The sequence below is a fragment of the Bradyrhizobium murdochi genome (genome assembly GCF_000472965.1).
GTDB lineage: Bacteria > Pseudomonadota > Alphaproteobacteria > Rhizobiales > Xanthobacteraceae > Bradyrhizobium > Bradyrhizobium murdochi.
The window spans coordinates 1,190,641-1,202,883 of the sequence record NZ_AXAU01000001.1 but is presented as its reverse complement, the minus strand read 5'-3'; the positions used below and the strand labels follow the sequence as shown (position 1 = coordinate 1,202,883).

The following is a 12,243-nucleotide window of genomic DNA, read 5'->3' as shown; positions in this document are numbered from 1 at the left end:
CGCAGCTAGCTTATCAGCCGCAATTCCAGATCGGCCCGATCGGCGTGCGCGTCCAGCAAGGGCCGAAGCTGCCGCCATTGTAGCGACCGCCGTAAAAGCCGGGCCGACCGAAATAGTGCCAGTCGCCATCGTATCCGTAATAGCGCGGGACAGGATCGATATACCAAGGGCGCCGGTTGGAACGCGCCATGCGCGAAATCGAATTTTTCCGAGTGTAAGCTGGAAGGCTGTTGTTCGGCGGCTGTTGATAGCCCGGCAGGAAGCCGTAGCCGTGCCAGCGTGGCGCCGGCCGTTTATGAGGTGGCGCAGCCGTCGCGACGACGGGCAGCAGCGATAGGATGATGGCGATCGAAACGAGGCGTAACATAAGCACACCATGGATGGCTAGTTAGGGCGTGTACTCATTAAGCGACTGACTGATGTCCGCTCAACCCTCAACAGCGGCGGAATAGCGGACATAGCCCGATGTCGCAGAAGGGCATGATCGGACACTGTGAGTGCTTGGATAGTGGCGTAACGCATCCGATCATCCATTCGCGCCAGAGAGAAGTTACCCAACCCTTTTCCTTTCCGCAGCGAAGGGGCTCAGGCCCAACCACGTTTGCATGGTTCTGGCGATGCCGTTATTGCCATCCAAATCGATGCGTTCGCGCTCCTTGGCTACTGTTGTTAGCCCCATCCAGATTGCGGTCATCGTCCGCAGGTCCGTCGTCACGTATAGGTCGACTTCGAAGCCAGGATGAGACCAGCACAGGTCGACGTCTCCATCCGGTTCGACCACGAGCCACCAATCCCGTTTCGAAGCCGGAAGCTCCGGATATTGAAACTGGATTACCGTCCGCCGTTTCGGCAGAGGCGATGGGTTCAAGTTGCGGCGCATGTCCCACATCAGCAGCGACGGGTCGAGGTTATTCAGTGACGGCTGGGACTCGACCCATTTCTGCCCCCAGAAACCAAACCCCTCAACCACAGGACGCAAATCGCGGCCGGCCGCGGTCAGGCGGTACTCCAACACGCCATTGCCCTCACGGGCCGCCTTTCGCTCAACGATGCCGGCACCTTCCAATTCCTTGAGCCTTTGCGACAGCAGCGTCGGCGACATTTTCGGGACGCCGCGGCGCAGGTCGTTAAACCGCGTTGACCCGGCGATCAGTTCGCGTAGCAGCACCATTGTCCAACGCGTGCAAAGAACTTCGGCCGCCATAGCTACCGGACAGAATTGCTTGTAACCTGACTGTGGCATGCCCGCGCTCCCAATGTTTCGCCGACTCGATGGGAATTGATCGATGAGTGTTTCCTGCCGAACCGTTCCGATACAACTACTGTACTAGCAGGTCGTAGCCACCGCGACTATGGTGACCATGGCCTCTTGGATCGGCATTCCATTCAGGTCCAGGCAGTGGTGGCCCTTTTTTCGGGCCAAGCATAGGGAAACGGGAGGAATACAGTGGACAAAAGTCTCTATGAGCGCCTCGGTGGCGCAACGGGTGTCGCAACGTTGGTAGACGATATCGTCGAAGCGCATATGAGCAACCCAACTATCAAAGCCAGGTTTCTGCCCTATCGCGAGGACCCTGACCGTCTTGCTAAGGTCAAGCAGCATCTGCGCAACTTTCTCGGCGCAGGCAGCGGCGGGCCGGAGCAATACAGCGGCCGCAGCATGTGCGACGCCCATCGCGGTATGAATGTCAATGCGCAGGAGTATATGGCGGCGATCGACGACATCATGAGTACGCTGGAAAAGCACAACATTGACGAACAAACGCGGAAGGACGTCTTAGCGATCGCATACTCGCTCAAGAACGAAATCATCCACGTTTAAACCGCAGCAGGCTCGGGGCCTCGATCGATCGAGCAAGGCTAATTTGCACTTCGGGGCGAAACCTGCTGGTTGAAGAGTTCTTGCTTCAAGCTTTGAGTTCGTCCGAACCGCCGGTCTCGTTGGCTTTTTCGAAGCAGCTCATGGGCCACCGACCGCGGCAAGTGGCGGCGTAGGAACGGAAGAGTGCGTGGATCGCCATCAAGATGGATGATGTCTTCGTCAGCTCAGGGTCAAGAACGACAAAGCTCAGGGTGAGCATAATAGGTCCGCTTTCGGGTGCATTGCGTCCGACCCGTTCCTTGGCGGGCCACATTGAGCCGGACTTTGCTGGCATTTGGCGCAAAAATTCTATCCGAAGATTATCCCTAAATCGCGGAAGGCTTGCCCACGTCTTGCAACGATTGCGTTCTGCAACACCGCCATCACGAAGATTTTCGGCAGCGCGTGTGATGCTGACCCCGACTACTCGCATCCAAGAAACGCAAGAAGGGCTCCAGCGGCGCTGAGGCCCGTCTTTTGCGGGAACGACGTCGCAGGGGAGGTGCGACATCGCTCCAATTCCTCAGCTACCGATCGGTCCAGCGTCTCAGCCGGACCCTGATCTGATCGTCGCTAACCGTCGATTGCGTGTTTAGAATTACGGTGACAGTGCTGGACTGCACCCCGGAATGAGACACGATCATTTCTGTGACAGCGCGGTTGCCATGATGCGTCATCGTGCTTTGTTTTGCGCGAACGCGGTTTCGACTCAAGGGGCGATTGGTATCCGAGCGCCGAGTGAAGCCGGTCCTTGTTGTAGACCGCCGCGCCGCGATGAAACTAACTTCGCTGTCAGAAACTGTCGCATTTGTCATTGGTCATCGCGGGATCATTTGCGTCGCTTGATCGTCTTCTTCCAGCGACGGCATCCGTCGCTATGGTCCAATCACGGGAGGAGAATCGCAAATGAACAGCAGGCTCCTTAATGGCCTCATCGCGGCTGCGCTTGGTACGACGCTGGCGCTTGCGTCGCCGGCGCTCGCGCAGCGTGGCGGCGGCGGTATGGGTGGCGGTGGACACGCCGCTGGCGGTATGGGTGGCGGCGGTGGTGGTGGTCCCGCCGCCGGTGCTGTCGGGGGCGGCGGTGGTGGCGGCGGTATCGGAGGCGGCGGCATGCGCGCCGGCGGTGGCGGTGGTTTCGGCGGTGGCATGCACGCGGGAGGCTTCGGTGGCGGGATGCGTGCCGGCGCCGTGGGCGGCGGTCCGCGCGTTGGCGGCGGCACGAACATCGGCGGCGGCGCGCGCTTTTCGGGCGCAGGACCCCGTTTCAGCGGCAGCCGTTTCGCAGGGTCGTCGTCCTTTGCGCATGCCGGAGCCTCGCCGCGGTTCGCATTTCACGGCGGCCGATTCCATCGCGGCTTCCATCACCGCCATCATCATCGCTTCCACCGCTTTGCGTTCATTGGCGCGCCCGCAGTTTACGCCGCTTACGACAACTGCTGGCGCAGGGTGTGGACGCCGCGTGGATTCCGGGTGGTCAATGTCTGCGGCGACTACGGTTACTACTAGAGCATGATCCGGACCCGCGGGGCTGCGTTAGCGCAACGTGGGTACCGGTTTTCCCTCGCGACAAACGCGGAACGCGTTAGCGCGAAGATCATGCTCCAAACAAAAGGATCGAGCGTGAAGGGTTCGGAGTGGACGCGTGGACTTCGATCACCTCTCCGGCCCGGAACGTCGTGACGGTCGCAACCAAGGACGGCCATCCGGACGCCGGATCGGTCTTCGGCCTCACGCTTATTTGCGCTTCCGCAGGCAACCCTCTGATGACGCGTGGGTTGGTTCGGCCATGGAGTCGCGCAACGACTTTTCGATTTTCTTGCCAGACTGGGTTCGGCTTTTGAGCAGTCGTTCGGAGACGAAACGCCATGACGGGAGGTCACCGCCGTATTCTGGTCGTTGAGGACGACCCGGAAACCGCCGGCCAGCTCGTGGATTCGCTCACGACCAGCGGCTACCAGGTGGATCTGGCCGCCACCGGCCATGAGGCGTTGCGTCGCAGCGCCGCCAGCGACTATGCCGTGATTACCATCGACCGCATGCTTCCGGATATCGACGGCATCGCCGTGATGCGGCAACTGCGCGACGATGGCAACGCCGCGCCCGTCCTGATCATCAGCGCGCTCGGTGAGGTCGACGATCGGGTGCGCGGCTTGCGCGCCGGCGGCGACGACTATCTGGTGAAGCCATTTTCGTTCGTAGAACTACTGGCGCGGGTCGAGGCGCTGGGGCGCCGCAGCGACACCATCGTGAAGGAGACCATTTTACGGGTGGGCGATCTCGTGATCGACCTGGTGTCTCGCACCGCCAGTCGGCGCGGCAAAGACATCTTGCTGTTGCCGCGGGAATTTCAGTTGCTGGAGTATCTGGTGCGCAACGAAGGCCGCGTCGTATCACGCGCCATGCTGCTGCAGCAAGTCTGGGATCTTCATTTCGATCCCTCAACCAACATCATCGACGTCTATGTCGGGCGCGTTCGCCGCAAGGTCGACGGTCAGCAGGCTTATCCACTGATCCATACGGTGCGCGGCATCGGGTATTGTCTCCGTGCTCCTGGCTAAGACCTTCACCTCGTCGACGTTCAAGCAGGCGCTGCTCGGGATCGGGATTTTTGGCGTGATAGCGTCGGCGATTTTTGCCTACGTCTATCTCGCCACCTCCTCCTATGTGCGCAGCCAGTCGGACCGCGCCATCATGGTCGAGCTTGCCAGCCTGCGCGGAGCTTACGAGCGCTCCGGGCGCGATGGGCTGGTCGCCCTGATCCGGCAACGCGTTGCCGACCAGACTTTTGCCGACAATATCTATCTCCTGGTCGATCCCGCATCGGCCGCGCTGGCCGGCAATCTCAAGACCTGGCCACCGGCGGTCACGTCGGCTGGGGGATGGGCCGAGTTTCGCGGAGTGGAGCCGCCGCCCGGCGCAGACGGCCGGCCATTGCTGCGGGCGGCGGTCGAAACCTTTCCGAACGGCGATCGTCTGCTGATCGGAAAGGATATCAGCGACCTCGACGGCTTTACCGATCACATCAAGACGGCGGTGGCCTTGAGCATTGCCTTGATGTTCATGATAGGCAGTGTTGCTAGCATCCTGGTGACGCGGCGGACGGTAGGGCGGATCGAGTCGATCAACGCCACCAGCCGCGCCGTCATGCTCAGCGGTCCCGACAAGCGCATCCCGCTGCGCGGCACCCATGACGAATGGGATCGCGTGGCGGAGAACCTCAATCTGATGCTGGACCGTATCGAAACCTTGATGGGCGAGATCAAGCAGGTGAGCGACAATGTCGCGCACGATTTGCGGACGCCGCTGACGCGCATGCGCGGACGGCTGGAGAAGGCCTGGCACGGGCCGCGCATCGGCGACGACGATCAGACGCTGATCGGCGACGCCATCGCCGACCTCGATGCTGTCTTGCGGATCTTTGCATCCATCACGCGGATCGCGCAGATCGAGACCCAGGCGCGAAAGGACGCGTTCCACCGCGTGGACCTGGCGGAGATCGCCGGCGAGGTGGTCGAGCTGTACGATGCCGCGGCCGAGCAGGACGGCACCCGTCTCACCATTGCCGGCGATCGCGAGGTGCTGGTGACCGGTGATCGCGATCTGATCTTCGATGCCATTGCCAATCTCGTGGACAATGCGGTCAAGCACGGCCGAGCCGGAGGGCAGGTGGTGGTTGTGCACGAAACCATTGACGGTCAGCCGGCCGTCTCGGTCGCCGACGACGGCCCGGGAATTCCCGCCGATCAGCATGAGCATGTGTTCAAGCGCTTCTACCGGCTCGAACACAGCCGCTACGCGCAGGGCAACGGTCTCGGATTGAGCCTGGTCGCGGCCGTTGCCCGTCTCCACGGCGCACGGATCGAACTGCTCGACAACGCGCCAGGGCTCAAGCTCCGACTCTGCTTTCCGACGGCAGGTTCGCGGAACGAGGCTTGATGGAGCCGTCCGACGCGGCGCCGGCGGCGTGCTACGCGTAGGGCGCAACAGCAAAGCGTATTGCACCGATCAATTGCTGTCGCGTAATTCCTAGGGCCCAACTAGCGCACATAGCTTGAGTTTTTGTGTAAGCCAACGACAGTGGAGTCCCGCCGTCACGTTAGCGTTACGCGCCCGTGTGAACCAGTTCATACACGCTAAAGTTTAACTAGTGCAGAGAAGACCTCCCGCGATATTTCTACTCAATGGAGGGTTTGATGAAGCAGCTCTCTTTCTCGCTTTCGGCATTACTGTTCGGCATCATTCTCTACGCGCCCCAAGCTTACGCCCAAGCGAAATGCACTCAAGGTTATGTTTGGAGGGAGGCTACGCGCGGCGACTACGTGTGCGTCACGCCCCAAACCCGCCGGCAGGCCTGGAACGACAATACGCAGCAGGACGCCCGGCGGGCAGGGCGTGGACCGTACGGATACGAGACTTGCAGGCAAGGCTACGTATGGCGCGAAGCAACGGCGGACGACAAGGTCTGCGTCACGCCGGCGACGCGCGATCAGGCGCGCTACGACAATTCGAGGGCGCGGCAGCGCGTCCACGCGCAGCGCATTGATTAGTTACCCGTCAGCCTTCTTCGCATATCGCATGCGCTCATGCGGGCTACTTGCTGACAGCATCCAAGAAACACAAGAAGGGCTCCAGCGGCGCTGAGGCCCTTCTTTTGCGGGAACGGTGTCGCAGGGGAGGTGCGACATCGCACCAATTCCTCAGCTACCGATCGGTCCAGCGTCCCAGCCGGACCCTGATCTGATCGCCGCTAACCGTCGATTGCGTGTTTAGTCGCAGATGCGCTCACGAATCCTGACGCGTTCACCAAAGCGGTTGGTGCGTTCGCGGATCACGATCCGGCAGTCATCTCTGTAATCACGGTAATAGGGGCGATCATAGCCGGGACCAACGTAAACGCCGCCAGGGCCGACGCCGAACTCGATAGCGTTGGCCGAAGCGATGGTTCCGACCGTAAGCAGTGTCGCAATCGCCAAGACAGATAGCCTCATAGATACCTCCTCTTGTCGATCAAAACCAAAGGGTTCGGACGGCATTCGTTCCGCTCGTCGGAGATTTTGATGACGCTCTCATCTTAGGTTCCGCGAAAGAATATTGCAGTGAACCGTCTCGGTTTCGATCACCGATCGCTCATCGCGGTAACCGGCAGACCTCGTTGTCATTGTCGAACTCGATGCAGGTTTCTCGCGTGTGGTTGCGAGCGGTGGAACTTGATGCCTTTCCGAATGGTTGATCGATTTTGTTCGATGCACTTCCGGTTCCGTACTCGGGCGAGGACACCATGACTTCACTTGCGAAACTGCTCGCTCAAAAGGAACAACTGCTAGGCAGGCTGGAGGAGGGCCCTGGGCCCAACGAGCGCGCCGAACTGGAACGCCTTTTGGAGAAAGTCGATGCAGCGTTGAGTTCGCTGGAGCCTGCGCCCGGCAACATGGCCGAGGAAGACTTGGCCGAGGATCCTGACAACCGTTCGAAGCCGACTTGATTTTGTTCGCCCGATCGCTTGTGCTCTTGGCGCTTTTTAGCGCGCCTGTGCCGCGAGGGCGTAGAGCCAGCCCATCAGCGTCGCTACCGACACCAGCGTTGTGATCGAGACTGTGGCCGCGACCAGAGGTTCTTCCACCTTGTACTCGCCTGCCAGGATATACACCGTCTTGGCGGTCGGCACGGCGGCACAGATGACGGCGGCGATCGTGTAGAGCGGATTGAGGCCTGACGCCAAACAAAGCCCGTAGACGATCAGCGGCATGATTATGAGCTTCACGACCGCGAGGGCGACGGATGCCATGACGTTCGAGCGTATTGCTTCAACTGACAGGCTTAGTCCAATGGCGAAGAGCGCGCACGGCGTTAGAGCAGCCGCCAAGATGTTCATATAGGCCGCGAGTGGGGCCGGCACTGGCAGGCCTGTGGTCGACCACGCAAGACCGATCAGAGTCGATAGTACCATCGGATTGAGCACGATCTGCTTCACCAGCATTACCAAACCTGCCGTCCTCGCGTGCGCGCCGCGCCTCTCGCTTTCCAGGAGAATAACCGTCGCGGGGAACATCACCCCCGCCACGAACAAGGTTGCGATGGCGGCGGGCAGAACGGCAGGCTGTCCGTAAATGGAGTGCAGGATTGGCAGCGCTACGAATCCAGTATTGGTCATCGCCGCTGCCATTCCATAGAGCGTGCTGCTTGCGCGGTCGCGTCCCCACCGGACGCGGACTGTCAGAAAGACCACCGCGAAGCACAGAATGGAGCCGCCGCCGAACGCCAGCAGAAAGCGCCATTCGAGAAGATTACGCGCCGGCTCCTGCGCGATGGTGACGAATAGCAGCGCCGGCATCGCGACGTTATAGGCGAAATGCACAAGCCCGTCGGCCAACGACCGCGAAATGTAACCGAGCCAACCGGCCAGCCAACCCGTGACGATAATCGCAAACACAGGAAGGACCAGGTCGGCGACTGCCATCTTGTTTCCCCTTGACGGTCCTTTGATCAGGCGCGTGAAGCGATCCCGGTGAAATAATTCAAGTCTGGCGGGGTCTCCCAAGTTAAGCTGATTGGCCACGGAAGCCAATTGACCGAATGGCCGCCTCGGGCACCTTTGAGACATGCCCGCCTATTCTGAGAATGTCCGTTGAAGGGGGTAGAGCGGAAGCGGCTGGCAGATCGTCAAACCGACGCGAGTGACCCATCTCGGACCTAGGTTGACGATGGCAGAATGTCTGCCGTTGGGGCTAAAGTCATCAGTATCGCGTCGGAGCGCAAGGCGGAGGGGAACAGCATGGCAGTGCGCGGATCAGGTGGACTGCTCCTTTGCGTGGGCCTCCTGCTTGCGATGCCGGCGCTGGCCGCCACACCGGCCGACCGGGGCGAGTGCGCCGCCAGCGCCGACAAGCCCGACGTCGGAGGCGCGGCCTGCAGCCGCATCATCGACGATGCAAGCGCGTCGGTGGCAGAACGCGTCAACGCCTTCAAGAACCGCGGCCGCGGCTCCTTCAACAGGAAGGATTACGACCGCGCGATTGCCGACTACGGCGAGGCCATCAAGCTCAGCCCGAAGGATGCCTGGGCCTTTGCGCACCGGTGCGAGGCACACGAGAGCAAAGAGGACCACGACGCGGCCGTCGCGGATTGCACCGAGGCGATCAAGATCGATCCGAAATACGGCTGGGCCTACAACAACCGTGGCGTCGCCTATTACGGTCTGCATGACTACGACGCAGCGCTGGCCGACCACGCCGAGGCGATCAGGGTCAATTCCAGGGACGTGTGGGCCTATGCCCGCCGCGGCATGGCGTGGACGGAAAAGGGTGAATTCGACCAGGCGATCGCCGATATCGCCGAGGCGGTCACAATCGATCCGACATACGCCTTTGGTTTTGGGCAAAGGGGTCACGCGCACTTCAAGAAGAGGTTGATCACGAAAAAGGGCGGATGGGAGCCCGCGATCGGGGACTACAGCGAGGCTATCAAGCTCGATCCAAATCTGGTTTGGCTGTACAGCTCGCGTGGCGTTGCCTACAGCAACAATCGTCAATACGACATCGCCGTTGCGGATTGCAGCGAGGTCATCAAGCGCGAGCCAAGAAATTCCGGCGGGTACAATTGCCGCGGCGTCGCTTACGAAGGCTCGAAGGACTATGGCCGCGCGATCGCCGACTACGATCAGTCGATCAGCATCAATCCAAAGAACAGCGTGGCGTATTGGAATCGCGGCAATGCCTATATGGCGCTGCGCAAGGTCGATGACGCGATCGCCGACTATGACCAGGCGATCGCGATAAACCCCAAGGACTTCAACACTTTCAACTCCCGCGGCAAAGCCTACGTCGCAAAGCGTGACAGCGACCGCGCGATTACAGATTTCACGCTAGCGATCCAGTTCGGTCCGTCCTATGTCGAGGCCTACAACAACCGCGGCCTCTCCTATGAAGCGCTGGGCCGTCGCGCCGAGGCGATCGCCGATTTCCGCAAGGCGCAATCGATCGACTCGGCCGACCGGGTCAGCAAGCAACAGCTCCGCATGCTGGGTTTCTGACCGCGTGCCGTTCAAATCGGCCATTTGTCCTCGGCTGTGATCGGAGCAGAGGAGAGAACCATGTGCCGCAACATCAAGGCCCAGTTCAGTTTCGATCCGCCGGCCACGTACGCGGAGATCCATGCCCTCCGCGCAGCAATTCGTGCGAAAACTCTCCGGCTTCACCTCGCCGTCGCAGGCAAATGCCGAGGCGTTCAACCGCGCGGTTTCCGAAGTCGCCGCATGCTTCGGAATTGATTGATGACTCACTTCGAGGCAGCAGTTTTCCGCGTTAGCCCGTAAAGGCACGATGGCGGAGACGAAATTCTTTCCGCGTCGGGAAACGGGTGGTTGGAACATCAGTCGTGCACTAGGTGAGAGGGACGATGCCACGCGGCAAGAATTTGAACGCGGCTCTGAGTTTACCGCCGAAGGCCGCGGTGCACGTTTCGCTTACGAAGTGTGGGGCACACAATGGAGAAGGAGTTGGGAATGTCGAAGGAAGAGGAAAACAAAGCTGTCGTGGGCCGTTGGTTTAAGGAGTTCTGGGGCAATCCTTGGAACCCCGATATCGTCGACGAGCTGGCTGCGCCTGACATACTGTTGCAGTATTCGCTGCATGACCCGCGCCGCGGTCGCAAGGATGTGAAGGAATTCATGATTGGATTCCGCAATGCGTTTCCAGATCTCAACTTCGGGGGCACTGCGGACTTGATTGCGGAAGGCGATTACGTCGTCGGTCGCTGGGAAGGCGGCGGTACACACACTGGTTCCGCTTTCGATGACTTCATCATCGGATCATTGCCGGAAGCTTCCGGTCGGAAGATGCGCTTCACCGGAATTACCGTGCTCCGCGTCGAGAACGGCAAAATCGCGGAAGAGGTCGGCCTGGACGACGGCGCGACCGCCCTGCAGCAGCTCAACATCCTGCGCGCGGCCTGATCAATCATGATGGCCGTTTCCGACGAGGTTGGAAACAGCCATCCACAAACGAGCCGGACCGGGGCTATTCCCCGGTTAGATTCGCTGCCTGGCCGCAAGCCGCGTTATTAAAATCAAGGAGGGCAAACTCAATGAGTATGAGTCGCAAGGAATTAACGTTCGCCTCCGGCAATGATACATGCGCTGCGTGGTTGTACCCCGCGGCAGCGGATGAAGGGGCGAGACCTATTATCGTCATGGCCCACGGATTGACCGGCACACGCCGAGACCGTCTTGGCGCGTTCGCCGAACGGTTTGCGGCCGCCGGTATCGCGGCGCTCGTATTCGACTATCGAGGTTTTGGCGACAGCACGGGCGAGCCGGACCTATTCGAGCCTTCTCGTCAGTTGGAAGACTGGCGCGCCGCCATCGCGTTTGCTCGTTCTCTTCCCAATATCGATGCCGGACGCGTGGCGACGTTTGGTTCCTCGTTGGGCGGGGGCAACGCGCTCGCCGCGGCAGCGGAGGATCCCAAGGTGGCCGCGGTTATTAGCCAGGTTCCATATCTCGACAGGGACACCCAGACCTACACCAAACCTCAGCACCTCGCGAAGGAAATGAAGGCTGCAGCAGTCGAAGGTCGTTATTTGGCTGCCGTTGGTCAGCCCCATGAGGCGGCATTCATTAGCGCGCCCGGAGCCGAGGTCGGTTGGCGTCGTGTTGTCGCAATCGGTGAGGAATCTCGATGGCGGAATCGCGTCTCGGCGTCTTGGCTGCTAGGTCCTCCATATAGTCCAATCCAACATGCCGCCTCGCTGCACTGTCCCTGGCTGGTTTGCGTCGCTGCGGACGATCAGGTTGCCAAGCCGGGGCCAGCAATTGAGGCCGCGCGCCAAGCCCCGAAAGGTGAACTCCGCATCTATCCGGGTGTCGATCATTTCGACATCTACGACGGGCCGTCCCACGAGGCAGTGGTCGCGGATGAGATCGAGTTTCTTTACCGCCACCTCCTAGGCCGAAGCCTCTACGGAACAACTAAAGCAGCGTCGGAGTTGCCGCGAGTTTACTTACCCGCGTTGACCTCGGGTGAAAATCCATGAGATGGATCAAAACAAGCATCCAAAGGAATGGCGGCTCATGGCGGCCCTCTTGAGACATGCCGACCGGCCGTGACGGTGTCCGTTTTCCGGCGGAAGACCGGAAGTAGTCGGCCGACGACCAAATTGACGCGAATGGACCCATGGGACACGGGTAACGCGGTGCTGCAGTCCTTGACGTTCCTCCAATTTGTGTCCATATGCGGGTCAATCGACACTTGGCCGAACGACTGGGCCCGCTTTGCCTCGCTGCTGACAGGCACGCACGTTTCAGACCCTTCTCCAAAATCGATCAACGGACGTAGGTGCCGATCCACCGGCGCTTCGATCTTACGTGCACTGTCAGAAGGGGA

General features: G+C 60.4%; 12 protein-coding genes and 2 pseudogenes. 10 read left to right on the top strand and 4 right to left on the bottom strand.

All coding sequences use genetic code 11. The features are described 5' to 3' along the window. Positions 1–13 precede the first annotated feature (13 nt). Both YUO_RS0106205 and YUO_RS0106200 read right to left on the bottom strand, forming a co-directional pair. Positions 14–367, bottom strand: coding sequence for a hypothetical protein (locus tag YUO_RS0106205; RefSeq protein WP_035725930.1), 354 nt, complete (start codon positions 365–367; stop codon positions 14–16). Positions 368–550: 183 nt separating this feature from the next. After that, positions 551–1,243 (bottom strand): winged helix-turn-helix transcriptional regulator, encoded by a 693-nt coding sequence (locus YUO_RS0106200; RefSeq protein ID WP_028346489.1) that lies wholly within the window; start codon positions 1,241–1,243, stop codon positions 551–553. A 204-nt stretch (positions 1,244–1,447) separates the two neighbouring features. Between YUO_RS0106200 and YUO_RS0106195 the strand changes: the two genes are divergently transcribed. The 5 genes and pseudogenes from YUO_RS0106195 to YUO_RS0106170 all read left to right on the top strand — a co-directional run bounded on the left by YUO_RS0106195 (position 1,448) and on the right by YUO_RS0106170 (position 6,411). Beyond that, complete coding sequence (locus tag YUO_RS0106195; protein WP_028346488.1) at positions 1,448–1,822, top strand: group I truncated hemoglobin; 375 nt, start codon at positions 1,448–1,450, stop codon at positions 1,820–1,822. Between the two features lie 945 nt (positions 1,823–2,767). Then, a complete protein-coding gene (locus YUO_RS47080) occupies positions 2,768–3,370 on the top strand; it encodes a hypothetical protein (protein WP_028346486.1) in 603 nt (200 codons plus the stop codon). A 359-nt stretch (positions 3,371–3,729) separates the two neighbouring features. Continuing rightward, positions 3,730–4,422, top strand: coding sequence for a response regulator transcription factor (locus tag YUO_RS0106180; protein ID WP_028346485.1), 693 nt, complete (start codon positions 3,730–3,732; stop codon positions 4,420–4,422). 430 nt (positions 4,423–4,852) lie between these two features. Next, positions 4,853–5,800: pseudogene (locus YUO_RS47075) on the top strand (sensor histidine kinase); the annotation flags it as partial. 257 nt (positions 5,801–6,057) lie between these two features. Next, positions 6,058–6,411 carry a hypothetical protein gene (locus YUO_RS0106170; RefSeq protein ID WP_156908493.1) on the top strand — a complete coding sequence of 118 codons (354 nt, stop codon included), beginning with the start codon at positions 6,058–6,060 and terminating at the stop codon, positions 6,409–6,411. 219 nt (positions 6,412–6,630) lie between these two features. Here the strand turns inward: YUO_RS0106170 and YUO_RS0106165 are convergent, their stop codons facing one another. After that, positions 6,631–6,852 carry a hypothetical protein gene (locus YUO_RS0106165; protein ID WP_156908492.1) on the bottom strand — a complete coding sequence of 74 codons (222 nt, stop codon included), beginning with the start codon at positions 6,850–6,852 and terminating at the stop codon, positions 6,631–6,633. Between the two features lie 290 nt (positions 6,853–7,142). Here YUO_RS0106165 and YUO_RS39905 point away from each other — a divergent pair, with 290 nt between their 5' ends. Beyond that, a complete protein-coding gene (locus YUO_RS39905; RefSeq protein WP_156908491.1) occupies positions 7,143–7,346 on the top strand; it encodes a hypothetical protein in 204 nt (67 codons plus the stop codon). Positions 7,347–7,382: 36 nt separating this feature from the next. Here the strand turns inward: YUO_RS39905 and YUO_RS0106155 are convergent, their stop codons facing one another. After that, positions 7,383–8,321, bottom strand: coding sequence for an AEC family transporter (locus YUO_RS0106155; protein WP_028346481.1), 939 nt, complete (start codon positions 8,319–8,321; stop codon positions 7,383–7,385). Positions 8,322–8,636: 315 nt separating this feature from the next. On the opposite strand from YUO_RS0106155, the gene YUO_RS39900 reads away from it, so the two are divergent. The 4 genes and pseudogenes from YUO_RS39900 to YUO_RS39890 all read left to right on the top strand — a co-directional run bounded on the left by YUO_RS39900 (position 8,637) and on the right by YUO_RS39890 (position 11,893). Further along, the gene (locus YUO_RS39900) at positions 8,637–9,893 is read left to right on the top strand and encodes a tetratricopeptide repeat protein (protein WP_198027977.1); all 1,257 of its coding nucleotides are present in this window, start codon (positions 8,637–8,639) and stop codon (positions 9,891–9,893) included. A 60-nt stretch (positions 9,894–9,953) separates the two neighbouring features. Continuing rightward, positions 9,954–10,113, top strand: a pseudogene (locus YUO_RS46005) (DUF2277 domain-containing protein); the annotation flags it as partial. Between the two features lie 251 nt (positions 10,114–10,364). Beyond that, complete coding sequence (locus YUO_RS0106140) at positions 10,365–10,814, top strand: ester cyclase (protein ID WP_028346480.1); 450 nt, start codon at positions 10,365–10,367, stop codon at positions 10,812–10,814. A gap of 131 nt (positions 10,815–10,945) precedes the next feature. Next, positions 10,946–11,893 (top strand): alpha/beta hydrolase, encoded by a 948-nt coding sequence (locus tag YUO_RS39890; RefSeq protein WP_051379247.1) that lies wholly within the window; start codon positions 10,946–10,948, stop codon positions 11,891–11,893. Positions 11,894–12,243 lie beyond the last annotated feature (350 nt).

Excerpts from the sequence above, each read along its gene's own strand:
- YUO_RS39900 (WP_198027977.1), top strand. The coding sequence starts at position 8,637 with ATGGCAGTGCGCGGATCAGGTGGACTGCTCCTTTGCGTGGGCCTCCTG.
- YUO_RS39890 (WP_051379247.1), top strand. The coding sequence starts at position 10,946 with ATGAGTATGAGTCGCAAGGAATTAACGTTCGCCTCCGGCAATGATACA.
- YUO_RS0106140 (WP_028346480.1), top strand. The coding sequence starts at position 10,365 with ATGTCGAAGGAAGAGGAAAACAAAGCTGTCGTGGGCCGTTGGTTTAAG.
- YUO_RS47080 (WP_028346486.1), top strand. The coding sequence starts at position 2,768 with ATGAACAGCAGGCTCCTTAATGGCCTCATCGCGGCTGCGCTTGGTACG.
- YUO_RS0106170 (WP_156908493.1), top strand. The coding sequence starts at position 6,058 with ATGAAGCAGCTCTCTTTCTCGCTTTCGGCATTACTGTTCGGCATCATT.
- YUO_RS0106205 (WP_035725930.1), bottom strand. The coding sequence starts at position 367 with ATGTTACGCCTCGTTTCGATCGCCATCATCCTATCGCTGCTGCCCGTC.
- YUO_RS0106165 (WP_156908492.1), bottom strand. The coding sequence starts at position 6,852 with ATGAGGCTATCTGTCTTGGCGATTGCGACACTGCTTACGGTCGGAACC.
- YUO_RS0106155 (WP_028346481.1), bottom strand. The coding sequence starts at position 8,321 with ATGGCAGTCGCCGACCTGGTCCTTCCTGTGTTTGCGATTATCGTCACG.
- YUO_RS0106180 (WP_028346485.1), top strand. The coding sequence starts at position 3,730 with ATGACGGGAGGTCACCGCCGTATTCTGGTCGTTGAGGACGACCCGGAA.
- YUO_RS39905 (WP_156908491.1), top strand. The coding sequence starts at position 7,143 with ATGACTTCACTTGCGAAACTGCTCGCTCAAAAGGAACAACTGCTAGGC.
- YUO_RS0106200 (WP_028346489.1), bottom strand. The coding sequence starts at position 1,243 with ATGCCACAGTCAGGTTACAAGCAATTCTGTCCGGTAGCTATGGCGGCC.